Here is a 26,722-nt window from a genome sequence, read left to right as displayed (position 1 = left end):
GTGACAGTATGGAAAATGTTTTAAAGAATGATTGGGAGCCACTATTGGCACCAGAATTCGAGAAAGAGTACTATCTTACTCTATCCAGTTTTTTGACAGAAGAATACAGCATGCATGTTGTTTATCCGAAGGTAGAAGATATCTTTAACGCTCTTCAGTATACAAGTTATGAAAATACAAAGGTTGTTATTTTAGGACAAGATCCATATCATGGACCGAATCAAGCGCATGGTTTAAGCTTTTCTGTACAACCTGGTGTTAAAACACCACCATCATTGTTAAATATGTATAAAGAACTTCGAGATGAATATGGTTATGAAATCCCGAATAACGGTTATTTAGTAAAATGGGCGGAACAAGGAGTATTACTACTAAATACCGTATTAACAGTTCGTGAAGGCGAAGCAAATTCTCATAAGGGAAAAGGATGGGAGCACTTCACAGATCGTGTAATTGAACTGTTGAACGAACGTGAAAAGCCAGTTATTTTCATATTGTGGGGGCGCCATGCGCAGGCGAAGAAGAAGTTAATTACGAATCCGAATCATCATATTATCGAATCTGTACATCCAAGCCCATTATCGGCAAGACGTGGTTTCTTTGGTAGTAAGCCATATTCTAAAGTAAATACGATTTTAGCTAATATGGGCGAAAGAGAAATTGATTGGGAAATTCCAAATTTATAAATAGAAAAGGTAGTTAACAGTCGTTAACTACCTTTTTATTATCATTGTTGCTCGTTCTTTAATTTTGCATCTAGTACAAAAGTACCAAATGGGATAACTGATGAAACGAATGCTCCAAGTGCCCATAAAATTGATTTACGGTGTACGATTGTTACTTGAATTACTGCAAAGATGAATAGAATAAATAGAACACCATGAGCCATGCCTGTAATTTTAACAGCTGTTGCAAATCCTGCGAAATATTTTAATGGCATTGCTACAAATAATAGTAATAGGAAAGAAATACCCTCAACTAGTCCAATTGCTCTTAATCGTCCGATTGGTGTAGATAACATAAAGTAGCCTCCTTTAACGTATGCTTGTATATAGTAAATTTGTATTCTTTTTCAAAATAAAATAGTCTATTTTGTTTCATTATATACAAAAAGAAAGTTTACACTACGAGAATAGTGCAAAGTTCAAAATATAGTCACAAAAGCATGAGAATTTAAATAAAAACCTATTTGAAGTATTTGACTTCAAATAGGTTTTGTGAATGAAAATATTAAACAAGTACATCCGTTTTTAAAACGAATTTCTCTACAACTTTTGCAACACCATCGTTCATATTTGTATCTGTTACGTAGTTTGCAATTTCTTTAATATCATCAGGTGCATTGCCCATTGCAACACCAAGACCAGCAAATTCAATCATTGCTTGGTCGTTATAGCTATCGCCCATTGCGATAACTTCTTCACGCTTAATGCCAAGCTTTTGAATCAGTTTGTTTAAGCTCGTTCCTTTTGTAACACCGGCTTCTGTAAATTCTAAGAAGAATGGTTTCGAACGCATCACGCTTAATTGGCCTTCTAGTTGTTTTTGTAGTTTCTTTTCAACTTCAACAAGGCGTTCAGCCTCTTTATTCATTAATACTTTTACTACAGGCTCTTTAACTGCGGCTTTAAAGTCATCTACTACAACAATTGGCATACCAGTAATATCGCCCTCAATTTCAGTATAAGGATTATTTTCTTCCGTTACGATATCATCGCCCATATAAGTATGAATCCATACATCTTCAGTTTTACTAATTTCAAATAGGTTGTGAACGATTTCAGGAGATAGCGTACTACTAAAGATTTCTTCGTTTGTTTTACAGTTAATAATTTTTGCACCATTAAAAGATAAAATGAAACTGCCGTATTCTTCTAAACGAAGCTCTTTGGCTACATTGCGCATACCAAACGTTGGACGTCCAGAAGCAAGTACAACCTTTACCCCTTGCTCTTGTGCAGTCATTAACGCTTCTTTCGTACGAGGTGAAATAGTATGGTCATCACGTAATAAAGTATCATCTAAATCTAAAACAATCATTTTATAAGTCATATAGAAAATTCCTTTCTTTAATTGAAATCAAAATACATGTTCATGAAGATGTTGAGGAATAATAGTAAGACATCAAACCTCTTTGAAAAGAAGTAGATAAATTATTATGAGTGTGTTGCTCATAATATTGGTTAATAATCATTGGGGATGAATAAAACCCCAATGATTAAAGTTTGATTTTATCGTAACAACTCTAAAGGTAGAGTGCAATAATGGAAGTTTTCCAATTTACGATATTTGTTTTGCTGTGGAACGAGAAAATAGTATTTCTAGCAAGATTGCCATTACAGATCCAAGAACGAGACCATTACTTAAAAACGATGCTAGAAATGGTGGAAGTGTGGAATATGCTCCTGCTGGAACAAACATAACTCCGACTCCTGTAAAGATTGAAAGACCGGCTACTTTAAATAATCGTTCTTTATCCTGGACAGTTTCGTATTCTCGAAAGGCGAGGCCAATCATGCTTGCGAATACAGGATAAATAGCGGCATAACCAACTGCAACAGGGATTGCTGCAAAGAATGAAGTAATCTTTGGAAATATACTAACGACAATAATAAAGCTTGACCCTAATATAAACGGGAGACGTTTATAAATATTAGTCGTTGCAATAAAACCTGCTGATCCAGAAATAGCGACAGGCCCAATAGCTGAAAACAGGCTGCCTAGCAATTGGTTGATTCCTGTTATAATGCCAGCTTGTTTAAAACGATCTGATGCAGCATTTTCTTCATATTTAGAGACAACCTTTTGTACAACGCGAATACTTGCTAACATATTTGTTAGAAGTAAGAGTGTAACGAAAATGACTGTAATTACCATATTCCATTCAACACGAGGCATTCCGAAAACAAATAAGGACGGAAAACGGATTATGTCTGTCACTGGTGTTATTGGATTAGATAATCCGAAGCATGCGAATAATATCCAGCCGCATATGATACTGAAAAGGACGGAATATTGTCCAATAATAGGTAGCTTCATGATGAAAAAGGATAGTAAAATAACAATGAGTGAAAGAATAAATACGTTAGGTTGTACTTCTGTATGTTTTCCATCAAGGCCAAACATTCCCTTTAAGAAGGAGCCACTAAGCTGCGCGACAAGAAGAAATAAATACGTTCCAATGACTGTCGGTGTAAAATAGCGAACAAGTTTATCAATAAGTCCAAAAACGCTAAGAATAATACAAATAATACCGCTTAATAAGAAAGCATATTGAAGAACTTTAAGTGTCTCATTGCTGGATCCAAATAATACGACACCTAAACTTGCGTAAAGGGAGAAAATTCCCCACCAAAGGCCAGCAGGACCTTCTTGAATAGGAAGTTTATGCCCAAATATAGCTTGCAAGAGACCAGCAAAGCCTAGAACAAATAACGTTCTTTGTACGAATGCGATAGCTTCAGCGCCATCAAGACCATAACTAGTTGCGACACTAATTGGTACAATAAGGCTTCCAGCTAAAATAAATAGTGCCCATTGTAAGGCGGAAAGAAATGTCTTCATTATATCAACCTCTTTCATAGATTCCGTATCTAGTATATACGTATTTTATTTCCACTGGCAAAGATTGTAGATAGAGAAAAGAGTTGAAACAAGGTATGAATGCACGTAAGCAATTATGGATAGCAGTTATATGTATGACTTTTGTTGTAATTCTAGGAACGATAGGATTTATGACGATCGAAGAGATTAGTTTGTTTCAAGCATTTTGGATGACGATGATTACTGTATTGACTGTTGGATACGGGGATGCCGTTCCTGTAACGCAAGCGGGGAAAGTATTTGCGCTCCTTATTATTCCTGTTGGCGTAGGTATTGTTACGTATGCAATTGGGGTAGTGGCAGCTATGATTATTGAAGGGAATTTATTTCATGCAGTACGGAGGAAGAAGATGGATAAACAAATAGCGCAGTTGAAAAATCATATTATAGTATGTGGTTGCGGTAGAGTGGGGCTTCAAGTTGTACATGAATTGCAAGAAAAGAATATTCCATTTGTCGTTGTTGATAAAGATGAAAGTATATCGGGGCAGGAAAAGCTTTTATTTGTACATGGAGATGCAACGGAAGATCAAGTATTACATAATGCCGGAATTTTAGAAGCAGCTGGTTTAGTTGCTATTGTTGCAAATGATGCCGAAAATGTATTTATTACATTAACAGCCAGAGGATTAAACGATACGATTAAAATTGTGGCGAGATCTGAAAAGCCAGAAACTGAAGAGAAATTAAGGCGTGCTGGTGCAAATAAGGTTATTAATCCATCTAGTATGGCAGGTATTCATATCGCAAAAGGTATTGCCAATCCATTAACCGTTCATTATATTGATACAGTGTTGTATGGAGTGGAACAGTCATTTGTCATTGAAGAAATTCTAGTTGGAAAAGATTCAATATTAGTTGGTAAATCGTTACTAGAGAGTAATGTAAGGAATCAGTTTGATGTAACAATATTAGCGATTTTAAGAAATGGTAATATTATACATAATCCAGCGGGGCAGGAAAAATTGAAAGAACGTGATATGATAATAGTATTTGGTTCAGTAGAGAAACTGGGACAATTCGAGAAAGAATTACAAAGTACGAGGTGATAAGGAATGCAAATATCTAGCGACAAGATTTTAAATAAAATGGCGAATGAAATTGCGAAGGCAAAAAGTAGTGAAGGACAAAAGTCAAAAGAACATTTATTAGTTGTGCGCGCTTTATGTGACTTATTATTAGATGAACAAGTTGAAACATCTACATATAGAGAACCACAAATTCCATCGAAAGTAATTGGATCACAACCAGTAACAACTATGCAACCAATTGCACCTGTTTCTGGGGAGCCAGTATATATAAAAGAAAGTGATGCAAACGGTAATTCTTTATTTGATTTTTAGAAGATAAATCGTTTGGCTTATATGCAAAAATTGCTTATGATAAAGGTAAAAAAGGGGAATTAAGATGAAAATTTTCTTTTTACTAGGTTGTATTGCAGCGGGGCTATCTGTTGCGTTAGGGGCCTTTGGAGCACACGGTTTAGAAAATAAAATTTCTGCAAAAATGTTAGAAGTGTGGAAAACAGGCGTTACATATCAAATGTTTCATGCAGGTGGACTATTCGTAGTTGCTTTATTAATGGATAAGGTCCAATCATCACTTTTAACTACTGCTGGTTGGCTAATGGTAGCTGGGATTATTATGTTCTCAGGTAGTTTGTATGCATTAAGTACGACAGGCATTAAGTTCTTTGGTCCAATTACACCTCTTGGTGGTGTAGCATTTATTGTGGCATGGATTTTAGTCGGAACTGCAGTTGTAAAAGGATTATAAAAAAACAAAAGCTGGCATATGCCAGCTTTTTTTATGGTCTTGGAGCATAAGTTGCTTGTTGACTAGGTAAATACGTAATTTCCTCTGGAAATTCTACGTAATCTAAGTAAATCATTAGTAGTAAATAGCGTTTTCCTGATTGTGGTTCACTAATAACGATATGGTCACGGCCAGCCGCTTCAATAATACCTGTATAAGATTGTGTACCAAGGGAACTGCCACGTTCATAAGTCATTACAACCGTAGCTTGCTTACCTTTGTTTAAGCGAAGGATATTTTCAATATAGGATTGCTCTAGAGGTAACATGCCTTGAGAAATTGCATATTGAGCTTGTGCAGCTTGAGCTGATTGTTGTTGCATTGCTTGCTGTTGTTGTTGAGTCATTTGTTGCGGTTGTACATAAGTTCCAGATGGTTGATAAAAACCTGTTCCATAGTACGGATTTTGTTGCTGTGCCATTCAAAAATCCCTCCTCATTTTCATCTCTTAATATACGCTAGGACAGTCTTCGCCAGATGGTTGGAAGAAGCAGTGTTTTTTGAAGCGACCAGAGTTTTGTTGGTTATACCAAGTTGGCGGACATGCACCCTCAGGTCTAAAGAACCATAAGGCAAAATTGGCAGGCCAAAAACGTTGCCCTTGAATGGTCCGTCTCGCCAGGGCAATATCTTGTTCACGTGCCCGTTGATAAAAATATCCTTTTTGCGTTGCTTCAAAACCGCCGGGGTTTTGATAAACCATTTGACGTAAATTACGAATGCTTTTAAAGTCTAAACAATTTCCGCGGACACGATTTACCCCAACGTTTCCGACCATTAACATTCCTTGTTGCCCTTCTCCTTCGGCTTCAGCACGCATCAGTCTAGCTAACAACTTTACATCTGCTTCGTTATAAGCAATAACGCCCATTATGTGTCACCTCTCTTTTTGTAATACCTTTTGGAAAGAGGTTTATCTCTAGATGAAGTGTGTAACAATTACTAGTTCATACGTATGAGGAAAAGGACTCAGATATGACAACCAAACGAAGTTTTACATTGAGAGTGGAAAATAAAAAAGCTAGCGTGAGCCAGCTTTTTTATTAAAAAACTTTAGACCATAAGTTTGAGAAGAAATCACCAATAGAGCGCATTGTTAACACAAACCAATTTGCTTTTTCAACTTCCTCTGTCGTTTTTGCAGTAACTTTCATACTTTTACTACCGTCTAAGAAACCATATTTATCAGTTGATTCTAAAGTAATTGAGCCTACTTTGGCATCTTTCTTAGTAGGAGCAACTAAATGTCCATCTTCAGCAAGAGATTTATCTAATTCAGTCCCAATTTTATAAGGCTCTTTGCTACCTTTTTTCGCAATTACTGTTATTTCTTTTTCGGGTGCAACAGTTACTTGGTCTTCTTTCCCTTTTACTACAGAGATTGTATTGTTCTTATTAACTTTTAGTTTTTGTTTTTCAAAGTTATTAAATCCATATTCGATTAATTCACGAGATTCTGTGAAACGTTCATCCATTGATTTTGTTTTAATAATAACTGAGATAAGACGTACATCACCACGTTTAGCAGTAATAGTAAATCCGTATCCAGCTGTATCAGAACTTCCGGTTTTTAAACCATCAGTACCTTCATAAGCGAAAGCAGCTCCTGGTAACATCCAATTCCAGTTTTCCATACGAATTGGTTTTGGATGATTGTCTGGGAAGTTTCTAAATCTTTGTTTTGTATCCTCTAGCATTTCTGGATACTTTGTAATCATTGCTTTTGAAAGCATACCCATATCACGAGCTGACATAGAGTTTTCTGCATTTAGATCAGTTCCCTCAGGATGTTTTCCTTTTAAGTCAGCGTTATTTAAGCCAGTAGCGTTTACAAATTTATATTTCTTTAATCCTAGCTTTTTAGCATGTTCATTTGCAAGATTTAAGAAGTTTTTCTCACTTCCTGCAAGAAGTTCTGCTAAAGCGATACTAGATCCATTTGCAGAGAATATAACAATAGAATGATATAATTCTTTTACAGTATATTGACGTCCTTTTTCGAACGGTACATTAGAGAATTCATTATTACGAGAGACTTCATAAGCGTAATCAGAAATATTTACTTTCGTATCCCATGTGATTTTTCCTTCTTTAATTGCTTCTAAAACAGCATAAACAACAATTAATTTTGACATACTAGCAATAGCTAGCAATTCATCTGGATTTTGCTCGTGAAGTATTTTTCCTGTATCTGCATCAAATAAAAGTGCAGCCGCCGCCTCAATATGTATTTTTTCTTCCGCATGGGATGTTGTTACTCTTAAGGAAGAAATTGACAATACAAGCAATAGTAAAATAGACAAGATTTTTTTCATATAGATTATCACCTTCGCATCGTTATTTAGCATATAGCTCGTATCATTTTAGCATATCTTTACATATAAAAAGGTTACAATTTTACAATAAATTTGAAAAAATGTCGGTTTTTCTTCAAAAGTGCAGAAAAAAGGAGATTTTTGAGGATAAATATAGAGAAGAATAAAAAAAGGAACGAAATTCGTTCCTTTTCACCATTTATATGTGTAAAAATTTCTCTACTTTTTCGTCTGGTAAAATGTTTCCAACGAAGAATGTTCCAAATTCACCATAACGAGCACTTACTTCATCGAAGCGCATTTCATATATAAGTTTTTTAAATTGAAGAACATCGTCAGCGAATAATGTTACGCCCCATTCGAAATCGTCGAATCCAACAGATCCTGAAATCACTTGGCGTACTTTACCTGCATATTGACGACCAATTTTACTATGACTGTACATCATTTTTTTACGCTCTTCCATAGGAAGCATGTACCAGTTGTCATCACCTTGGCGACGCTTATCCATTGGATAGAAGCAAATATGATTTGCTTTCGGCAATTCAGGATATAAGCGAGCTAAAATTTGTGGGTTTTGGTATGGATCCTCATCAGCTGGAAGATAGTTGCTTAATTCAACAACAGATACGTAAGAATATGCAGGAACCATATATTCAGCTAAAGTTGTTTTATTCAATTCTGTCTCAATTTCATTTAACTCTTCCATTGTTGGACGTAAAATCATAAGCATAATATCAGCTTTTTGGCCAACAACTGTATACATTGCGTGACTACCTTTTTTCGCAGTAGCTACTTCGTTCCATTTTTCAACGACATTTAAAAATTCAGACACTGCTTGTCCGCGTTCGTCGCTAGATAATGTTTTCCATGCAGCCCAATCAATAGAACGTAAATCATGTAAACAATACCAGCCATCTAACGTTGTTGTTGCTTCACTCATTCTATTCACCTCAGTTAATGATAGTTTTACACGTTAACTATAGCATATATAGTTTTAAAATCATCTATATAAAACCTTGGCGCATAAAATTGTCACATTTAAGTGTTTAAGCAAGTTGAATTTAACGGCTGAATTTTATGAAAATATAATCATTTTTATTTTATCTATTTTTTGGGAGCTATAAGTTTAAAATATAGAAGAAAAGCAGTATTCTTAAAGATAGAGTATTTTTAACATATGTAGGAGGGTTTATTCGTGAGCAACTTATTTACAACAGTAAAAGAAAAAGTTCAAGGAAAAGGCATTTCTATCGTACTTCCTGAAGGAACTGATGAAAGAATTTTAGGCGCTGCAGAGCGTTTAGCAAAAGAAGAGTTAGTAAAACCAATCTTAGTTGGTAATAAGGAAGAAATTAGCGCAAAAGCTGCTAGCATGAATTTAACATTAGCAGGCGTTGATATTTACGACCCAGCTACATACGAAGAAATGGATGCAATGGTAGCATCTTTCGTTGAACGCCGTAAAGGTAAAGCAACTGAAGAAGACGCTCGCAAAATCCTTAAAGACGAAAACTACTTCGGTACAATGCTTGTATACATGGGAAAAGCACACGGTTTAGTAAGTGGTGCAGCTCACTCTACAGCTGATACAGTTCGTCCAGCACTTCAAATTATTAAAACAAAACCAGGCGTTACAAAAACTTCTGGCGTATTCATTATGGTACGTGAAGAAGAGAAATATGTATTCGCTGATTGCGCAATTAACATTGCACCAAACAGCCAAGATTTAGCTGAAATCGGTATCGAAAGTGCGAAAACTGCTGAGTTATTCGGCATTGATCCACGCGTTGCTATGTTAAGCTTCTCTACAAAAGGTTCTGCGAAATCTCCAGAAACAGAAAAAGTTGTAGAAGCAACTCGCATTGCAAAAGAAATGGCTCCTGAGTTAACTTTAGATGGAGAATTCCAATTCGATGCTGCATTCGTACCATCTGTAGCTGAGAAAAAAGCTCCAGGTTCTACAATTAAAGGTGATGCTAACGTATTCGTATTCCCAAGCTTAGAAGCTGGTAATATCGGCTACAAAATCGCTCAACGTTTAGGTAACTTCGAAGCAGTAGGACCAATCTTACAAGGCTTAAACATGCCTGTAAATGACCTATCTCGTGGATGTAACGAAGAAGAAGTGTACAAGTTAGCTTTAATTACAGCAGCTCAAGCACTTTAATTCTATAATGAATTGAAATAAAGACCGTCGCTATTATAGCGACGGTCTTTATTTTTCTAAGCCAAGTGCTTTATTATTACGATCAATAATACGTTGTAAATTCGTCTCATATAAAGGAATCTCATCTATTGTTAATTGAGATGGAGTTAACTTTGGAGCGAATTGCTGCAATGTTTTTAAAAGACGCATCATTAAATCTTGTACTGTAATGGTTTCGTCAAGTAATTCTGAGAGTGAGGCCATCGTACTTGGTACAATTTCAGGGTACGTAAAGCGTGTTTCTTCCCCTTGAATTGCTAGGTTGTAGAAATCACGAACGAGTGCGGCACGCTCAGAGCCACTTCCTGTAGCACAAAGATAAATTTGGACAGCGACACCGCCGCGAATACGACGTTGTGAAATACCAGCGAATTTTTGATCGCGAATACTTAAATCATAACTACCAGGACAGTAAGAGCCGACAATTTCTTTTGCTTCGATAGTAACGTCGTAATCCTTTAACATCTCCTTAATCAAATGCCACATCGTATCGTATCCAAGATCAATATCGATACCTTTTTCTGTTTCTTGGAATAAAAGTGATACGTTTAAAACACCTTCATCAAGCACGACTGCAAGCCCGCCAGAATTACGAACAATAACATTGAAGTTGTTTTGTTTTAAAAAAGAAATACCTTCTTCTAAATGCGGAAGGCGTGAATCTTGAATACCAAGGACAATTGTATTGTGATGAACCCAAGAACGCATTGTTGCGGCTGACTTGCCATTTCCAATGCTTGTGCATAATGTGTCATCCATTGCGAATGACTGAAGTGCATGGAATGTTGGTCCCAAACTAGATTGATCTACAATGCGCCACTCTGGCTGAGATAAAATGGAACGGGAATTGCTCATATAACTAACCCCTTATCTTTAAAATGACAATCTCTATTATAGCAAAAAATGAAGAATGGAGTTTTCTCACATATAAAGGGGAGCTTAGAGGTGAAATAATAAAAAGGATGCATTACATGCATCCTTTTTATTCTGCAATTTTTTCTAAATTACCGTTTCGGTCCATTCGGAAAGATGTTTGAGAACGTTCTTCATCATCCATGACTGCCAATTTACGAGCTCGGTTCATAATGTTCATAAGTGTTTCGTAATCTTCTTGTACAGTATGAGATTGCTTTTCTAATTTTTCTAGTTTCTTTTCTAGTTCCTCATTCCTAAGAATTTGTGCTTTAATTTCTTGTTTCAATCTCGTATTCTCGTTTTCAAGAGCTGTCACTTTTATATTTGAAGATCCGACTGTTTGTAAAAAATAAATAACATCTTGCATTGTCATAGAGCTTCTTGCAGCAGTAGATTCTTGATATGGAATAGCTTCTTTATATTGTACGATTGAATCTTCTTGTACTAACTCTTCATAATTAGTTATCGAATCTGAAACTGGTGGTGTATAAAGTAAACGTTTTTTCGCTTGTTCACCGCTTGCAGCACGCATTTTATCTTTACGATGTTTTTTTGCTAGTTGAAGAGCTTGTTCATAGCTATAGCGAACGACAGCATTCCAGCGGAAACCACAAGCAGCAGATGTACGATTTAACTGATCCCCTACTTCCTCAAATGCATTTAATTGTGTACTTCCTTCTCTAACATGACGAAGTACCGTTTCAGCAAGTAATAAATCATCCTCATCTGTCCAAGCATCTTGTCTTACTTTCATAGATTCAACTCCCTTTCTTTTTATGAACTTCCTATTTTTATAATGGGCAAAAAAATAAACTTTTATACAAAGCTTTTAAAAATATGGTAGATTTCGATGAAAGGTAAAAATTTTCCCATGAATGGTGAGCGCTTCTGTAGGAGAGCATATAAATATGTAGCATTATGTAGAGAATAGGCTTTGTAGGGAAACTTGCAACGAGCTTCAAAGAGCGGTAAAATACCATTTAGTGTTTATTTTTAAATGTACTTGAGAAAAGTTTAAAATAGAGGAAGTGTTATGTAATGGGAAACGAGTTTCGCGTGTGCGATGACTGTCAGGCAACGAACGTTAAAACGTTAGTTCCGAAGTTAAAAAAAGTAGATTCATGTGCAACGATTGAAGTTGGATGTCAGTCTTACTGTGGTCCTGGTCGTAAAAAATCATTCGCATTTGTAAATAACCGTCCAGTTGCGGCTCCAACAGAAGATGAGTTAATCGTAAAAATTGAAGCAAAGTTAAATAAGTAAGAAAAAGAAGAGTGAAAAGATTACTCTTCTTTTTTTATGCCCATAAGAGGAATGGTTTATTCTGCAAAAGTAATCTTGTGTGTACGAACGTTTTCTAAAGGATGGACATAATTTTTGTATTAAAATTCCAATTTATATAAATTTATATTTCAAAATAATGGTTGACAGTCTTTTAAAGCGATAGGTAGAATAGAAGTGTCTGATTCTGAGAATCATTATCAGGAAAATAACAATTCACCTAATTTTTTTATTACTATTTGAGAATAAATTTCATTTTAATAAATATATGTTGTTGGTTAGGATGGTTGAGGGATGGAAGCGAGTGCAAGCAGTATAGAACAGCAAGAAGAGAATGTTAAAGAGATTAAGAGCAGACCGCTCATCGCTTCTATTATTTTAGTAGCGGGTACAATTTTGTTAGCTTTAAGCATGGCAGTTTCTATTTCTTTTGGGGCTGCAGATATTAGTTTAAAGACTGTATGGCAAGCTGTATTTCAGTTTGATGGATCTATTACACATCATAACGTAATTCAAGAGCTTCGCATGCCTAGAGCAATAGGGGGCGTAGTAGCAGGTGCCTTTTTAGCGGTATCAGGAGCAATTATGCAAGGTATGACGCGAAATCCACTTGCTTCACCATCATTAATGGGGATTACAGATGGGGCTGTATTTGGAATTGCAATTATGTATGCATTTTTCCCTAATTCACCTTATTTAATGTTTGTAATCGCATCTTTTATTGGAGCTGCGTTTGGTGCAAGCATTGTATATGGAATTGGGTCTTCTTCACCAGGTGGATTAACACCTGTGAAATTAGCTTTAGCAGGTGCAGCTATTAGTGCTTTATTAGGGGCAATTTCATCTGGAATCGCATTGTATTTCAATCTTGCCCAAGAGGTGAGCATGTGGAATGCAGGCGGAGTTGCTGGAGTGAAATGGCAAAGTATTAATATGTTAGTACCAATTGGCCTTGTTTGTCTTTTTATCGCAATTATGATGTCGAGATATATTACAATTTTGAGCTTCGGTGAAGAAATTGCAATTGGACTTGGTCAAAATACGACATTGATTAAATTTATCGGAACAGTACTTGTTCTTGTTTTAACGGGTTCTGCAGTTTCCATGGCAGGATCAGTTGGATTTGTCGGTCTTGTAATCCCGCATATGACTCGTTTCCTCGTAGGCTCGGACTATAGATGGGTTATTCCATGTTCTGCGGTCTTAGGCGGGCTGTTAATTGAATGTGCAGATATGTTATCTCGCGTTATTAACCCACCATTTGAAACGCCAATTGGAGCAATTACAGCGCTAATTGGGGTTCCATTCTTCCTCTACTTAGCACGTAATGAAGGGAGAGGAAAGATGTGAGGATGAGTGTCTTAACAAAAAAGAACATTTCTATATTAACGATTTTAGTAGGACTAATCATTTCTATATTTCTTATTAGTTTAAATACAGGAACTTTTAAAATCCCGCCAATGGACGTATTAAAGTCATTGGTTGGACTAGGGGCTGAAGATCAGTCTGTTATTTTATTTGAATTCCGTATGCCGCGTATGGTAATTGCTATACTAGTCGGATCTGCCTTAGCTATGTCAGGTGCGATTTTGCAAGGTTTATCGCGAAATCCGCTTGCTGATCCAGGTATTATAGGTATTAATGCTGGAGCGGGATTAACAGTTGTTATATTCGTCTACTTCTTCTTCGGGAAAGTAGGGACTGGTACATTTTTATCTGTATTCATTCTTCCATTCTTCGCACTAGTTGGAGCGATATTAGCAGCGGTAATTATTTATTTACTAGCATGGAAAGATGGCGTTTCATCGACTCGATTAATACTTGTCGGTATTGCCGTTGCAGCTGGATTTGGAGCTGTTAGTTTAATTTTCTCTATGAAGATGACATCTAACGATTTTCGTTTTGCTACGATTTGGCTAGCGGGAAGTCTGTGGGGTACAGATTGGAAATTTGTATTAAGTGTACTTCCATGGATGGTTATTTTCTTACCGCTTGCTATAAGTAAAGCACACATATTAAATGTAATGAACCTAGGCGATTCTACAGCAGTTGGCCTTGGTGTAAACGTAGAAAAAGAAAGACGTAAATTATTATTTATTGCAGTTTGTTTAGCAGGTGCATCTGTTGCTGTTGCCGGCGGAATTGGCTTTATCGGTTTAATGGCCCCGCATTTAGCAAGGCGCCTTGTTGGTGGTAAACATCAAATTATGTTGCCCACAGCTGCCCTAATAGGAACGTTTTTACTTTTATTCGCAGACGTAATTTCAAGAAGTGTACTAACAACTTCAGAAATACCAGTCGGTCTTGTTATTTCTGTAATTGGTGCACCGTATTTCATTTATTTACTTATGAGGACAAAATAAAGGGAGGCTTTTCGTATGGCAACTTTAGCGGTGGATGCGGTATCTGTTGGCTATAATGAAGGTTTAATTATTGATGGATTAACAGTTGAAATTCCGGAAGGCAAAATTACAACAATTATTGGACCAAATGGTTGTGGGAAGTCCACATTATTAAAAACGGCGTCTCGTATTTTGAAGGCAAAGCAAGGTACTGTTTATCTTGACGGAAAAGCAATTGAGAAACAGCCAACGAAAGAAATTGCAAAGAAAATGGCGATTTTACCACAAACTGCAGAAGTGCCAACGGGTCTTACTGTATTTGAGCTTGTGTCATATGGAAGATTCCCTCATCAAAAAGGGTTTGGCACGCTGAAAGAAGAGGATTATCGCTACATTAACTGGGCACTTGAAGTGACAGGAATGAAAGAATTTGCGAATCGTCCAGCAGAAGCGCTATCAGGTGGTCAACGTCAACGTGTGTGGATCGCAATGGCTCTTGCACAAGGGACAGAATTACTCGTATTAGATGAACCGACAACGTACTTAGATATGGCCCATCAATTAGAAGTATTAAACTTATTGAAAAAGTTAAATGAAGAAGAAGGTAGAACGATTGTTATGGTTATCCATGACTTAAACCACGCTTCTCGTTTCTCAGATCATATGATTGCATTAAAAGCAGGTAAGTTAATGAAACAAGGAACGCCAGATGAAGTTATGACAAGTGAAACACTTCGTAACGTATTTGAGATTGAAGCTCAAATCGTTCCATGCCCAGTAAACTGTAAGCCAATTTGTTTAACATATGATTTAGCGATGATTAGTAATCAATTGCGTAAAAAAGCATAAGTAGAACCCCCCTCGTGAAGAGGGGGACTTCTAATGGACGTTGAGCTTCTTATATAAGAATGGGAAGTTGAACGCCCGTTAGAATGGGTTATTAACAACAATTAATAAACATATATTGATTAATTGTTATCTTTGTTTCTTATAGTTCATTGTAACTTATAAGATAAATACAGCTAGAAGGAGTGGGAACATGAAGAATTTTAAAATGGCACTATTAGCAATGGTACTAGCTGTGACTTCTGTACTATTTGCAGCTTGTTCTAACAAAGAAGAAGAAAAGAAAGCAGATGCAAAGACTGAAGAGCGCACTGTAAAACATGCAAAAGGGGAAATTAAAATTCCTGCAAACCCAAAGAAAATTGCTGACCTTAGTGGTTCAACAGAAGAATTATTAATTTTCGGTATGAAACCGGTTATTACTGCTAATACATCTCAAGAAAAAATTGATGCACATATTGAAAAGAAACTAAAAGATGTTAAACCAGTTGGTTCTGCTTGGGGCGATAAAATTAACATCGAAGCAGTAGCTGCTGCAAAACCAGATTTAATTCTTGTAAATAATCGTCAAGAAAAGATTTATGACCAATTATCTAAAATTGCACCAACAGTTATGTTAAACACTCCATTAGATCAATGGCGTCCAAAATTCGAAGAAGTAGGTCAAATCTTCGGTAAAGAAAAAGAAACAAAAGAATGGTTCAAAAAGTATGATGAAAAAGCAAGCAAATTACATGACAAAATCGTCGCTAAAACTGGTGAAGCAACATTTATGAAAATGGCTGCATATCCAAATGCTTTCCGCGTATATGGTGATTACGGTTACGGTAGCGTAATCTTTAATGATTTAAAACTACCAGCAGTTAAAGGTACACCAACTGATAAACCGTTAGTACAAGTACAAAAAGAAGCTTTAATCGATTACAACCCAGATTACTTATTCGTATTTACAACTGGTGACGGTTCTCAGCGCTTAAAAGAATTCCAAGAAGAATCAATTTGGAAAAACATGAACGCTGTTAAAAATAACCACGTATTTACAATTAAAAATGAAGACTTAAACAAAGGTTACTTCCCACTAGGGAAAGATATGATCTTAGACGAAGTTGCTGAATTCGTTTTAGGTAAATAATGTATAAAGGAAATCACTTTTACTTCGGTAAAGGTGATTTTTTCTTTTTATAAAGGGAATTAATATAGTCTTTCATTTCTTTCTGTTTCTCATTTCGTTTATAATATAAAGTAAGAATGTAGTAAAGAAAGGGGGATGTCGGAAAGTGGTATATTTAAACGACAAACTCAGCGAAACAAAAGTGTTTAAAGACCCAGTACATAAATATGTGCACGTGCGTGATCGTGTTATTTGGGATTTAATCGGAACGAAAGAATTTCAACGCTTGCGCCGTATTAAGCAGCTTGGAACGACATTTTTTACATTTCACGGTGCAGAGCATAGTCGCTTTACTCATTCGTTAGGTGTATACGAAATTATTCGTCGTATGATTGATGATGTGTTTGATGGCAGACCAAATTGGAATGCTGAAGATAGATTGTTATGTTTATGTGCGGCATTACTTCATGATGTCGGCCACGGCCCATTTTCTCACTCGTTTGAAAAAGTATTTTCATTAGATCATGAGAAATTTACGCAAAAGATTATCGTTGGCAATACGGAGATTAATGATGTATTAAGTCGTGTTGATAAGGAGTTTCCACAAAAGGTAGCAGATGTAATTGCAAAAACGTCTACTAATAAATTAGCGATTAGTATGATTTCGAGCCAAATTGATGCGGATCGTATGGATTATTTATTAAGAGATGCTTATTTTACAGGCGTAAAGTACGGAAACTTCGATATGGAACGTATACTGCGTGTAATGCGTCCGTATGGGAATCAAGTAGTCATTAAAAATAGTGGTATGCATGCTGTTGAGCATTACATTATGAGTCGTTATCAAATGTATTGGCAAGTATATTTCCACCCGGTAACGCGAAGTGCAGAAGTTATTTTAACGAAGATTTTACACCGTGCGAAATCACTGCACGAGAAGTATTATACATTTAAAAATCATCCTGTTCATTTCTATTCTTTATTTGAAGAAGAAGTAACAGTAGAGGATTATTTAAAGTTAGACGAGAACGTTATGTATTACTACTTCCAAGTATGGCAGGAAGAAGAAGATCCAATTTTAAGCGATTTATGCCGCCGTTTTATGAATCGAAATCTATTTAAATATGTAGAGTTTACAGATAAACACGGTTTAGATAATTGGATGGAATTAAGTAGTTTATTTAAAAAGATTGGACTTGATCCGGAGTATTATTTAGTAGTTGATTCAACATCAGACTTACCGTATGACTTTTATCGTGCAGGAGAAGAAGAAGAGCGTCTACCAATCCTACTTCTTATGCCAAACGGAGAGCTTAGAGAGCTTTCACGTGAGTCGGATATTGTTGAGGCGATTACAGGTAAGAAAAGAACGGATCAAAAGCTATTCTATCCACATGATTTAATCTATGAAGATGGAAGAAAAGGAAAATATAAAGAGAGAATTATTGAGTTGTTAGAAGGAAAGAAATAAGAAGCAGCTAATGGCTGCTTCTTATGAAAAAACTTGAAATTATTTGTCGCTTAAGCGTTTTCCGCCAACTGCATAATGGTTTTTAGACATTTCTTCGATGAAAACAACGATGTTTTCTTCAGGAGCACCAGTTGTTTCGCTTACTGCTGCTGTTACTTTCTCAGCAAGAGCTTTCTTTTGTTCTTCTGTGCGTCCTTCTAGCATTTTCACTGTTACGTATGGCATGTACAATCGCTCCTTTTATGTAAGTTACACTCTTATTATAGCGGATTATGGGGAAGAACAATCGAAAAAACAAATAATTTCTTTTTTTGACATATGGAAGAGGAGATGAAGCATGGATCAGTTATTTAGATACCCGTTGCACCAAATTCCTTTGGTAGCAATGGCCATTATTATCGCATTATCAGTTCATGAATTTGCACATGCATATGTAGCATATAAATTTGGAGACGATACAGCAAAGAGACAAGGCCGTTTGACTTTATCACCGATGGCACACTTAGATCCTATAGGTTTGATTGCAGTATTAATTCTTGGATTCGGTTGGGCAAGACCGGTTCCTGTTAACCCATATAACTTTAAAAGACCGCGTCTTGCAGGTATATTAGTTTCAATTGCAGGGCCGATTAGTAACTTAATTTTAAGCGCAATTGGTTTAATTATTTGGTATAGCTTATTAAAATTTGGTGTATTATACTCAATTCCATCTGCAGTGGCAGATACGTTAGCTCAATTTTTCCAGATTTTTATTATGCTGAATATCGTTTTACTTGTATTTAACTTATTACCGATCCCACCACTTGATGGGTATCGCGTAGTGGAAGATTTAGCACCAGCAAATATTCGCGCGAAAATGACACAGTATGAAAAATACGGGGCAATTGCGTTATTAATTCTCGTTATTACACCGCTTAGTAATTACACAATTCAACCTATTTTTCAAGTAGTTATTCCGCATGTATTTGTATTTTTAGATAGCATCATTGCGCCTATTTTTGGCCTTTTATAATTTTTAAGTGAGGAGGATTTTACATATGACAGAGAAAAAGAAAAAAATCGGTTTTAATATCGTGAAAAATGATTCAACAGATGGACATGGTGGATTTGGTGTTGGAGCATTAAGCTTAGAAAACATTTCACCTGTATTTGTTGATGTACTAGAGAAGACTGCATTTGTTGATATCGGTGCGATGCATGCGCGTAGTACAGTAGAAAAAGGTATTAAGTTTTTAACAAATAAAGATGAGGTTCCAAACGGAAAACCGTTTTGGCTTGTTTGGGTAACGATTGAAAGAACTGCAACGGGTGCGTATTACGCAGGTGTAACAGCTTGTGAAATGACAGTTGACCGTGAGATTCGCCGCGGATATAAATCACTTCCAGAGCACGTAAATAAAATGGATAAATCATTGAAGCGTCACATTATGGTTGACCATATGGACGAGTCATCTAAAAAGGTACTTGGTACGTTCTTAAAAGAACATAATGAAGCGATTTGGAACGAATCTAGTGAAGAATTGCGCCGTGCATTATTAAGTGAATAAAAAATAGCTGACGGGTGCCCGTCAGCTATTTTTTTTACCAAGGAAGATATTTTTTCCACCAACTTGTTTTTTTCTTTTCTTCAGTCGTTTTTTCAAATTCTTCTTTATCATCGACGTGATCCATACAATATTCAGTCGGTTCGGTACCTTTAGCGAAATACATTTTCACAGAAATAGGACAATTTTTTGTAGCAATTTTACCGTTCTCTGGATTGATATTAACCGCTACGACGTCACTTGGTTGTTTAAATTCTTTTTTAGGCTGTCCATCTAAGCCCTTCTCCATCGTATCAGTCCATATTTTCTTCGCATACCCTTGTTCTGCTACGTTTGAAATAGATTTAGGTTGATCGTATCCGACCCATACACCTGTTACGATTTGCGGAGTAAATCCGATCATCCAACTATCCGTTTCAGTAGAACCAGATTTGCCGGCATATGTTCTTGATAGTTTGGATAACATCGATTGACCAGTTACAGCAGCATAGCTGCTTAGTTTCTTATTAAACATACCAGTCATCATTTCTTCCATTACAAACGCTTTGCTCTTGTCGAGAACTTGTTTACTCTCTAAATGAGCATCGTATAATATATTTCCTTCATGATCCATAATGCGGCGAATGAAAGTAGGTTTTACTTCTTTTCCACCGTTTGCGAACATGCTATAAGCGTTAACCATTTCAATTGGTTTTACTGGTGATGTACCGAGAGCTAGAGAAGGCACATCTTTTAATGCACTTGTAATTCCAAACTGTTTCGCTGTTTTTGCAAGCGCGTCATCGCCTAAAAACAAATTTGTTTTCACAGCATAAATGTTATCAGAGACTGCGAGAGCTTGTGCCATCGTTACGAAATCATCTGCATAATAATCTTTATAGTTCTTCGGTTTATACTTTGAAACGCCGTCACCTAAGGTGAATACAGTATATTCGCTTTTTAAGCGTGTAGCAGGCGTGAATCCTCGTTCTAATGCTGCATAATATAGAAATGGCTTAAATGTAGAACCAGGCTGACGAATGGCTTGTGTAGCCCTGTTAAATTGACTCGTAGTATAATCAGTTCCACCAACAAGAGCAGCCACTTCACCTGTCTTTGGATTCATAGAGACGAGAGCAGTTTGTATGTTTGTTGTGTCAGGTATGTGATCTTTTACAGCTTGTTCTGCTACAGCTTGTAGTTTAGGGTCTAGCGTTGTATAAATTCGCAAGCCACCCCGTTGTAAAGCTTGTTCGTCTAATCCAACATCACGAAGGAGCGAAGCTTGTACAGCATCTTGGAAATATGGTGCGACCTCTGCTACTTTTTTCGTATCTAATGAGGCAAAAGTTAGTGGCTCTTTCTTCGCTAAGGCTGCTTGTTGCTTCGTAATATATCCTTGCTTTACCATTTCATCTAATATGAGAGCTTGTCGTCCTTTCGCACGATCCTCTTTCAAAAAGGGAGAATAGACACTTGGCCCTTTCGGGATACCTGCGAGCATACTAGCTTCTGCTAATGTTAACTCTTTTGCCGTTTTATCGAAATATAGACGGGACGCAGCTTCGATGCCATAAGCGCCATGTCCGTAATAAATTGTATTTAAATATCCTTCTAAAATATGATTTTTATTATAATTCACCTCAAGGCGAATTGTGTACATTGCTTCTAATAGTTTACGTTTCCACGTTTTATCATGATCTAAGTAAAGGTTACGAGCATACTGTTGTGTAATCGTACTAGCACCTTGGACTTTTGCCATCGCTTTTAAATCGGCAACAATGGCACCAGCAATACGTTTCATATCAAAGCCATGATGTTTGTAGAATCGTTGATCTTCAATAGATAGTGTCGCCTCTTTTACATAAGGTGAAATTTCATTAAGAGATACATTGTAACGTTTTTGCATTTCATTACTTTGTCCTATAACAGTGTCATCATTTCCGTAAAAGACGCTTGTTTGCGGGACCGCAACAGGAGGAGGTCCCATAATTTTTGCAACTATAATAATAACAAAAAAAGAAAAAACGAAGAAAAGGACGCAAGAAAACATTGCGGTGAAGAAAAGACGTTTATATTTTTTAAGTTTTGGATTCATAGTTTGATCCATCTTTTTTCAGCCCCTCATTAATACAAGCGTTATTGTATTAGTATTGAGGGTTTTCGTTTATTTTAAACAATGAAATTTCGAAAATAAAAAAGCCCCTTCCATTAAGAAAGGAGCTCAAAGGCACGTGCTGGCCAATCGGTAATGATGACATCTACACCATAATCAATCATAGTTTGTAAATCTTTGTATTCATTAATTGTATATGGACGGAAAACATACCCTTGCTCTTGTGCTAACTGCACAAATTCTTTCGTTAATAACTGGAAGTTTGGATGTAATCCATTTGCTTCTCTATGTTTTGCTTCGGCAATTGGATCAGCAAGTGGTGTATCATATAAAATTGCTCTTGGGATTTCAGGAGCAATTTCTGCTAATAATGAAACAGAGTCATGGTTAAATGATGAAAATACAATTTGATTAGAAAGATGATATTCACGCACAAGTGCGACAGCTTTTTCCTCAATATTTGGGTAATGAATAACATCTGTCTTTAATTCAATATTTAGTTGTAAGTTCGTTGTGGAAAGCCAAATGAAAACCTCGCGCAATGTTGGGATTTTTGCTTCATGGAAAGAAGGGTCTTTATAGCTACCAGCGTCCAATGATTGTAGTTCCTCCACCGTTTTTTCCGAAACAAGTCCAACGCCATTTGTTGTGCGATCGACGGTTTCATCGTGAATTACGACAAGTTCACCATCTTTTGATAAGTGGACATCGAGTTCAATTCCGTGAGCGCCAATGCGTTCTGCTTCTTGGAAGGCAATCATCGTATTTTCGGGATGTGTTCCTTTTACTCCGCGATGAGCGAAAATAAGTGGTTTAATCATGTGAAATTCTCCTTATTATCTCATTTCTTTTATTATGAAACTGCTTTAGGGAAAATACAATTGAATATGACAAACATTTACAAAAGTCTAACAGTTGCAGAAAAGTTAACGTTAACGTAAAATGTAATAATCAAGTGAAGGGAGGAATAAACATGTATAAAATTGATGAAGTAACAAAGCAAGTCGGTTTAACAAAACGTACACTTCGTTATTATGAGGAAATTGGTTTAATTCATCCCCCAGAACGTAGTGAGGGAAATATTCGTCTGTATACTGATGAGGATATTGCCAGAATTAAAAGAATTGTAGAAGCGAAAGAAGTGCTAGGAATCACACTTCAAGAAATGCAGCATTTCTTATCACTAAAAGAAAGAATGGAGCAAAGGAGAAATAGCGAGAACCCTCGTGATCGTGAAGTGATTCAAGAAATTAAAGATATGCTTGAAAAACAAGTGCAAACGTTAGACGAAAAAATGGAGCAAATGCAACGTGTAAAGGCAGAACTCGAAGATAGTTTACATCGTGCAGTAACATTTTTAGAGAGCACAAAAGGAGAGTAATCAAAATGGAGAGCAAACAAAAACTAGGGAGATTGATTACAGTGGTGGCTACCTTCCTTGCCTTTTCGGGTATAGGAGTAGTCGACCCAATTTTGCCAATTATTGCAGAGAAAATTGGTGCAACACATTGGCAAGTTGAAATGTTATTTACCGCTTATATTTTAACGATGGCAATCATGATGTTACCAGCTGGTATATTTGCATCGAGATTTGGTGATAAACGGATGATGACAATCGGCCTTGCGATTGTGACTGTATTTGCGTTTATATGTGGTATATCGCAAACGATTGCTCAATTATCTCTTTTCCGCGCTGGATGGGGATTAGGAAATGCGATGTTTTTTGCTACAGCAATGACGCTGTTAATAGCATTAAGTAAAGAAGTTCATGAAGCAGTAGGATTATACGAAGCAGCTATCGGTTTAGGCATGGCTGGCGGACCATTATTAGGCGGGATATTAGGTGGTCATTCTTGGCGTTATCCGTTTTTCGCGACGAGTATTTTAATTTTCTTAGCATTTATTTTAGTATTCTTTTTTGTAAAAGAACCAGAGCGAAAAGTGAAGCGTAAGGCTGCTGGCGTAGGGGAATTACTTAACCTGGTGAAGTATAAACCATTTATGCAAGGTGCCATTTCAGGGATGCTATACTACTACGGATTTTTTGTCGTGTTAGCATATTCACCACTTATTATGCATTTATCAGCTATTCAATTAGGTTTTGTATTTTGCGGATGGGGACTCGCGTTAGCTTACGGTTCTGCAATTTTAGCACATAAGCTAGAAGGGAAATATGAACCAAAAACATTATTGAAGGGTAGTTTACTCGTATTTGCGATTTTCTTAATTGCACTATTCTTTGTGAAAATTATGTGGTTACAAATTACTCTTATCGTTTTATCAGGATTGGCATCTGGTTTAAACAATGCATTATATACAAGTTATGTAATGGATATTTCACCTTATGAAAGATCTGTTACGTCAGGTGTTTATAACTTCGTTCGTTGGCTAGGGGGCGCAATTGCTCCGATTTTATCAGGAGTTATCGGTCATACTGTTTCACCACAAAGTCCGTTTTTAGTAGGTGGAATTGTGGTATTAGTTGGTTGTATTATGATCCTAATTCCAATTCGTAAACCAGTAGAAATAGAGACAAAAGCCCTTTCTTAAGAAAGGGTTTTCTTTCCTTTTACGGTGCAAACCCTTTCTGCACATATGTTAGAACCCTCTGACTAAAATATATTTTCGGTATTTTTGTACTTTTAACTATACATTTTGGATGTTTTGTTTTATTTTTGTTAGGGGACATTAATGATGTCCCTATTATAAATTTGCATTGAAAGGCGTGATTGTACGATGGAACTATGGTTCACTGAAAAACAAACAAAACATTTTGGGATTACGGCGCGTATTAACCGCACATTACATACGGAGCAAACAGAATTCCAAAAACTTGATATGGTTGAAACGGAAGAGTTCGGAAACATGCTTATTTTAGATGGCATGGTTATGACGACAGAAAAAGATGAGTTCGTTTACCATGAAATGGTAGCGCACGTACCTTTATTTACACATCCAAACCCTGAAAACGTATTAGTTGTTGGTGGCGGTGATGGCGGTGTTATTCGTGAAGTGTTAAAACACCCAAGCGTAAAGAAAGCAACTCTTGTTGAAATCGATGGAAAAGTAATTGAGTACTCTAAACAATACTTACCATCAATTGCAGGCGCATTAGATAATGAGCGTGTAGAAGTGAAAGTAGGAGACGGTTTCCTACATATCGCAGAAAGCGAAAATGAATATGACGTAATTATGGTAGATTCTACTGAGCCAGTAGGACCAGCAGTAAACCTATTTACAAAAGGCTTCTATGCTGGAATTTCAAAAGCGTTAAAAGAAGATGGTATTTTCGTTGCTCAAACGGACAACCCTTGGTTTACACCAGAATTAATTACAACTGTGTTTAAAGATGTAAAAGAGATTTTCCCAATTACTCGTTTATACACAGCGAATATTCCAACTTATCCAAGTGGTCTTTGGACATTCACAATCGGATCTAAAAAACATGATCCATTAGAAGTAAGTGAAGAGCGTTTCCACGAAATCGAAACGAAATACTACACAAAAGAATTACACAATGCAGCATTCGCATTACCGAAATTTGTTGGCGATCTAATTAAGTAAGAGAATCGTATTGAACAAATAAAGTGTAAGTAGCTCATTTAAGGTGTTTGTCCAGAAGACTTGAACATGCTAGCCATTTACACTTCTGTAAAGAAAATTGTCTTCTTGTATGAAACAGAAGACCCGGTAAATCGAGAAAGAGGAGCAACTCGCTCCAAATTTGAGAAATAATGAAAGGTTGGGATACCTTAAGTTCCACATAAGGAGGAAAAGAATATGCGTTTTGATGAAGCTTATTCAGGTAAAGTATTTATTAAAAGTCATCCAAGTTTTGAAGAGTCAGAGGTAGTTATTTACGGGATGCCTATGGATTGGACAGTAAGTTACCGTCCAGGATCTCGCTTTGGCCCTGCACGTATTCGTGAAGTATCAATCGGTCTTGAAGAATATAGTCCGTATTTAGATCGTGAACTAGAAGAGGTAAAATATTTTGATGCGGGTGATATCCCATTACCATTCGGAAATGCACAACGCAGCTTAGACATGATTGAAGAATATGTATCAAAACTTTTAGATGCCGGTAAGTTTCCACTAGGTCTCGGCGGTGAGCACCTAGTGTCTTGGCCAATTTTTAAGGCAATGGCAAAAAAATATCCGGATTTAGTAATCATCCATATGGATGCTCATACTGATTTACGTGAATCGTATGAAGGGGAGCCTTTATCCCACTCTACACCTATTCGTAAAGTGTGTGATTTAATTGGTCCGGAAAACGTATATTCTTTCGGAATTCGTTCTGGAATGAAGGAAGAATTTGAATGGGCGAAAGAAGTAGGTATGAACTTATACAAGTTTGACGTATTAGAACCGTTAAAAGAAGTATTACCGGAACTTGCAGGACGCCCAGTCTATGTCACAATCGACATTGATGTATTAGACCCAGCTCACGCTCCAGGAACAGGAACGTTAGAAGCTGGCGGTATCACATCTAAAGAATTATTAGATTCCATCGTAGCAATTGCAAATTCAAATATAAATGTAGTTGGAGCAGACTTAGTAGAAGTAGCTCCAGTCTACGACCATAGTGATCAAACACCAGTCGCAGCAAGCAAATTCGTGCGGGAAATGCTGCTCGGTTGGGTGAAATAAAAGTGAAGCCGACTGTTTAGACCCGGTGGCTAAGGTTCTTTCCTGCAAAAGGTGCTTTTTACCTTTTGGCAGGGAAGGTTCTTAGACGCAATGGTCTAGGAGGCGTAACTGGATAGTAATAAAAGCGGAGGCAGCTCGCTCAGAATCGCAGGTCATTGGAACGCTCGATCGAGAAGCACTTTTGGCGCAGGCCGAGAGTGTGAAATGGCCAGAGATTCTAGCCGCTGCAGCTAGATAAAGTAAAAGCCCTCTATATGATTGGAGGTGCATTTTTTATGGCTAAATTTTCTTCAAAAGAAAAAATCCAAGCGGTGAAACGATATTTAGATGGTACAGAAAGTGGAAAAACAATTGCTAAATCTATAGGAGTTAACCCTAGCGTACTTCGTGAGTGGATTAGACGATATGAGTCTTCAGGTGAAAAGGCCTTTGAAAAGTGCTATACATTCTACCCAGCCCAGTATAAACTAGATGTACTTTATTATATGAATGAACACGGGACATCTATCAGAGAAACAGCGG

General features: G+C 36.7%; 30 protein-coding genes. 18 read left to right on the top strand and 12 right to left on the bottom strand.

All coding sequences use genetic code 11. The features are described 5' to 3' along the window. Positions 1 to 8 precede the first annotated feature (8 nt). Positions 9 to 686 carry a uracil-DNA glycosylase gene (locus BAQ53_RS25630; RefSeq protein WP_000432516.1) on the top strand — a complete coding sequence of 226 codons (678 nt, stop codon included), beginning with the start codon at positions 9 to 11 and terminating at the stop codon, positions 684 to 686. 41 nt (positions 687 to 727) lie between these two features. Here the strand turns inward: BAQ53_RS25630 and BAQ53_RS25625 are convergent, their stop codons facing one another. From BAQ53_RS25625 to BAQ53_RS25615, 3 genes are all read right to left on the bottom strand, one after another. Then, positions 728 to 1,021, bottom strand: a complete 294-nt coding sequence (locus BAQ53_RS25625) for a DUF3817 domain-containing protein (protein ID WP_000953396.1) — start codon at positions 1,019 to 1,021, stop codon at positions 728 to 730. 209 nt (positions 1,022 to 1,230) lie between these two features. Then, on the bottom strand, positions 1,231 to 2,052 hold the full coding sequence (locus BAQ53_RS25620) for a Cof-type HAD-IIB family hydrolase (protein ID WP_000221382.1): 822 nt from the start codon (positions 2,050 to 2,052) through the stop codon (positions 1,231 to 1,233). A gap of 228 nt (positions 2,053 to 2,280) precedes the next feature. Further along, complete coding sequence (locus BAQ53_RS25615) at positions 2,281 to 3,564, bottom strand: purine/pyrimidine permease (protein ID WP_208906407.1); 1,284 nt, start codon at positions 3,562 to 3,564, stop codon at positions 2,281 to 2,283. Between the two features lie 95 nt (positions 3,565 to 3,659). On the opposite strand from BAQ53_RS25615, the gene BAQ53_RS25610 reads away from it, so the two are divergent. The 3 genes from BAQ53_RS25610 to BAQ53_RS25600 all read left to right on the top strand — a co-directional run bounded on the left by BAQ53_RS25610 (position 3,660) and on the right by BAQ53_RS25600 (position 5,379). Next, entirely contained in the window at positions 3,660 to 4,652 is a 993-nt protein-coding gene (locus BAQ53_RS25610) for a potassium channel family protein (protein ID WP_002164263.1), read from the top strand. A 6-nt stretch (positions 4,653 to 4,658) separates the two neighbouring features. Further along, on the top strand, positions 4,659 to 4,946 hold the full coding sequence (locus BAQ53_RS25605) for a YwdI family protein (protein ID WP_001167350.1): 288 nt from the start codon (positions 4,659 to 4,661) through the stop codon (positions 4,944 to 4,946). A 64-nt stretch (positions 4,947 to 5,010) separates the two neighbouring features. After that, a complete protein-coding gene (locus BAQ53_RS25600) occupies positions 5,011 to 5,379 on the top strand; it encodes a DUF423 domain-containing protein (protein WP_000688315.1) in 369 nt (122 codons plus the stop codon). Positions 5,380 to 5,410: 31 nt separating this feature from the next. On the opposite strand, the gene gerQ is transcribed toward BAQ53_RS25600, so the two are convergent. The 4 genes from gerQ to hemQ all read right to left on the bottom strand — a co-directional run bounded on the left by gerQ (position 5,411) and on the right by hemQ (position 8,676). After that, the gene (gene gerQ / locus BAQ53_RS25595; RefSeq protein WP_000068651.1) at positions 5,411 to 5,839 is read right to left on the bottom strand and encodes a spore coat protein GerQ; all 429 of its coding nucleotides are present in this window, start codon (positions 5,837 to 5,839) and stop codon (positions 5,411 to 5,413) included. Between the two features lie 27 nt (positions 5,840 to 5,866). After that, positions 5,867 to 6,289: a cell wall hydrolase CwlJ gene (cwlJ, locus tag BAQ53_RS25590; protein WP_000538154.1), complete on the bottom strand. Its 423-nt coding sequence runs from the start codon at positions 6,287 to 6,289 to the stop codon at positions 5,867 to 5,869. A gap of 172 nt (positions 6,290 to 6,461) precedes the next feature. Next, entirely contained in the window at positions 6,462 to 7,733 is a 1,272-nt protein-coding gene (locus BAQ53_RS25585; RefSeq protein ID WP_000722878.1) for a serine hydrolase, read from the bottom strand. 199 nt (positions 7,734 to 7,932) lie between these two features. Continuing rightward, complete coding sequence (gene hemQ / locus BAQ53_RS25580) at positions 7,933 to 8,676, bottom strand: hydrogen peroxide-dependent heme synthase (protein WP_001287595.1); 744 nt, start codon at positions 8,674 to 8,676, stop codon at positions 7,933 to 7,935. A 255-nt stretch (positions 8,677 to 8,931) separates the two neighbouring features. On the opposite strand from hemQ, the gene pta reads away from it, so the two are divergent. Further along, positions 8,932 to 9,903, top strand: coding sequence for a phosphate acetyltransferase (gene pta, locus BAQ53_RS25575; RefSeq protein WP_000067215.1), 972 nt, complete (start codon positions 8,932 to 8,934; stop codon positions 9,901 to 9,903). Between the two features lie 48 nt (positions 9,904 to 9,951). Here the strand turns inward: pta and lipL are convergent, their stop codons facing one another. Further along, entirely contained in the window at positions 9,952 to 10,797 is an 846-nt protein-coding gene (lipL, locus tag BAQ53_RS25570) for an octanoyl-[GcvH]:protein N-octanoyltransferase (RefSeq protein WP_000071947.1), read from the bottom strand. A 127-nt stretch (positions 10,798 to 10,924) separates the two neighbouring features. Continuing rightward, on the bottom strand, positions 10,925 to 11,611 hold the full coding sequence (locus tag BAQ53_RS25565; protein ID WP_000868368.1) for an RsfA family transcriptional regulator: 687 nt from the start codon (positions 11,609 to 11,611) through the stop codon (positions 10,925 to 10,927). A gap of 284 nt (positions 11,612 to 11,895) precedes the next feature. Between BAQ53_RS25565 and BAQ53_RS25560 the strand changes: the two genes are divergently transcribed. The 6 genes from BAQ53_RS25560 (at position 11,896) to BAQ53_RS25535 (ending at position 17,908) form a co-directional block, all read left to right on the top strand. After that, the gene (locus BAQ53_RS25560) at positions 11,896 to 12,120 is read left to right on the top strand and encodes a YuzB family protein (protein WP_000526079.1); all 225 of its coding nucleotides are present in this window, start codon (positions 11,896 to 11,898) and stop codon (positions 12,118 to 12,120) included. Between the two features lie 312 nt (positions 12,121 to 12,432). Further along, positions 12,433 to 13,488: a FecCD family ABC transporter permease gene (locus BAQ53_RS25555; protein WP_000388294.1), complete on the top strand. Its 1,056-nt coding sequence runs from the start codon at positions 12,433 to 12,435 to the stop codon at positions 13,486 to 13,488. Beyond that, on the top strand, positions 13,485 to 14,501 hold the full coding sequence (locus BAQ53_RS25550) for a FecCD family ABC transporter permease (RefSeq protein WP_001242964.1): 1,017 nt from the start codon (positions 13,485 to 13,487) through the stop codon (positions 14,499 to 14,501). Before BAQ53_RS25555 ends, BAQ53_RS25550 begins: the two co-directional genes overlap by 4 nt. Before the next feature lie 15 nt (positions 14,502 to 14,516). Further along, positions 14,517 to 15,329: an ABC transporter ATP-binding protein gene (locus BAQ53_RS25545; protein ID WP_000212068.1), complete on the top strand. Its 813-nt coding sequence runs from the start codon at positions 14,517 to 14,519 to the stop codon at positions 15,327 to 15,329. A 190-nt stretch (positions 15,330 to 15,519) separates the two neighbouring features. Continuing rightward, positions 15,520 to 16,458 (top strand): ABC transporter substrate-binding protein, encoded by a 939-nt coding sequence (locus BAQ53_RS25540; protein ID WP_000787716.1) that lies wholly within the window; start codon positions 15,520 to 15,522, stop codon positions 16,456 to 16,458. Between the two features lie 145 nt (positions 16,459 to 16,603). After that, on the top strand, positions 16,604 to 17,908 hold the full coding sequence (locus tag BAQ53_RS25535) for an HD domain-containing protein (RefSeq protein WP_000262742.1): 1,305 nt from the start codon (positions 16,604 to 16,606) through the stop codon (positions 17,906 to 17,908). A gap of 39 nt (positions 17,909 to 17,947) precedes the next feature. Here BAQ53_RS25535 and BAQ53_RS25530 read toward each other — a convergent pair whose 3' ends face one another. Beyond that, complete coding sequence (locus BAQ53_RS25530; RefSeq protein WP_001147171.1) at positions 17,948 to 18,133, bottom strand: 2-hydroxymuconate tautomerase; 186 nt, start codon at positions 18,131 to 18,133, stop codon at positions 17,948 to 17,950. Between the two features lie 112 nt (positions 18,134 to 18,245). Between BAQ53_RS25530 and BAQ53_RS25525 the strand changes: the two genes are divergently transcribed. Both BAQ53_RS25525 and BAQ53_RS25520 read left to right on the top strand, forming a co-directional pair. Beyond that, positions 18,246 to 18,920 (top strand): site-2 protease family protein, encoded by a 675-nt coding sequence (locus BAQ53_RS25525; RefSeq protein ID WP_000372451.1) that lies wholly within the window; start codon positions 18,246 to 18,248, stop codon positions 18,918 to 18,920. A 25-nt stretch (positions 18,921 to 18,945) separates the two neighbouring features. Continuing rightward, entirely contained in the window at positions 18,946 to 19,455 is a 510-nt protein-coding gene (locus BAQ53_RS25520) for a YwhD family protein (RefSeq protein ID WP_000136678.1), read from the top strand. 34 nt (positions 19,456 to 19,489) lie between these two features. Here BAQ53_RS25520 and BAQ53_RS25515 read toward each other — a convergent pair whose 3' ends face one another. Both BAQ53_RS25515 and BAQ53_RS25510 read right to left on the bottom strand, forming a co-directional pair. Beyond that, positions 19,490 to 21,541 (bottom strand): transglycosylase domain-containing protein, encoded by a 2,052-nt coding sequence (locus tag BAQ53_RS25515; RefSeq protein ID WP_208906406.1) that lies wholly within the window; start codon positions 21,539 to 21,541, stop codon positions 19,490 to 19,492. A 101-nt stretch (positions 21,542 to 21,642) separates the two neighbouring features. Beyond that, positions 21,643 to 22,368 (bottom strand): glycerophosphodiester phosphodiesterase, encoded by a 726-nt coding sequence (locus BAQ53_RS25510; RefSeq protein WP_000595028.1) that lies wholly within the window; start codon positions 22,366 to 22,368, stop codon positions 21,643 to 21,645. A gap of 152 nt (positions 22,369 to 22,520) precedes the next feature. Between BAQ53_RS25510 and BAQ53_RS25505 the strand changes: the two genes are divergently transcribed. From BAQ53_RS25505 to BAQ53_RS25485, 5 genes are all read left to right on the top strand, one after another. After that, positions 22,521 to 22,928, top strand: a complete 408-nt coding sequence (locus tag BAQ53_RS25505; RefSeq protein ID WP_000276560.1) for a MerR family transcriptional regulator — start codon at positions 22,521 to 22,523, stop codon at positions 22,926 to 22,928. A gap of 5 nt (positions 22,929 to 22,933) precedes the next feature. Continuing rightward, complete coding sequence (locus tag BAQ53_RS25500; RefSeq protein WP_000444234.1) at positions 22,934 to 24,097, top strand: MFS transporter; 1,164 nt, start codon at positions 22,934 to 22,936, stop codon at positions 24,095 to 24,097. Positions 24,098 to 24,283: 186 nt separating this feature from the next. Then, positions 24,284 to 25,111 (top strand): polyamine aminopropyltransferase, encoded by an 828-nt coding sequence (speE, locus tag BAQ53_RS25495; protein WP_000424696.1) that lies wholly within the window; start codon positions 24,284 to 24,286, stop codon positions 25,109 to 25,111. 216 nt (positions 25,112 to 25,327) lie between these two features. After that, positions 25,328 to 26,200 carry an agmatinase gene (gene speB / locus BAQ53_RS25490; protein ID WP_208906405.1) on the top strand — a complete coding sequence of 291 codons (873 nt, stop codon included), beginning with the start codon at positions 25,328 to 25,330 and terminating at the stop codon, positions 26,198 to 26,200. Positions 26,201 to 26,475: 275 nt separating this feature from the next. Next, positions 26,476 to 26,722 (top strand): transposase (locus BAQ53_RS25485; RefSeq protein WP_208905495.1); only part of this gene is annotated, 247 nt, incomplete at its 3' end.

Source organism: Bacillus sp. B25(2016b) (genome assembly GCF_001679765.1).
Classification (GTDB): domain Bacteria; phylum Bacillota; class Bacilli; order Bacillales; family Bacillaceae_G; genus Bacillus_A; species Bacillus_A thuringiensis_K.
This window is presented reverse-complemented; position numbering and strand designations above follow the sequence as displayed.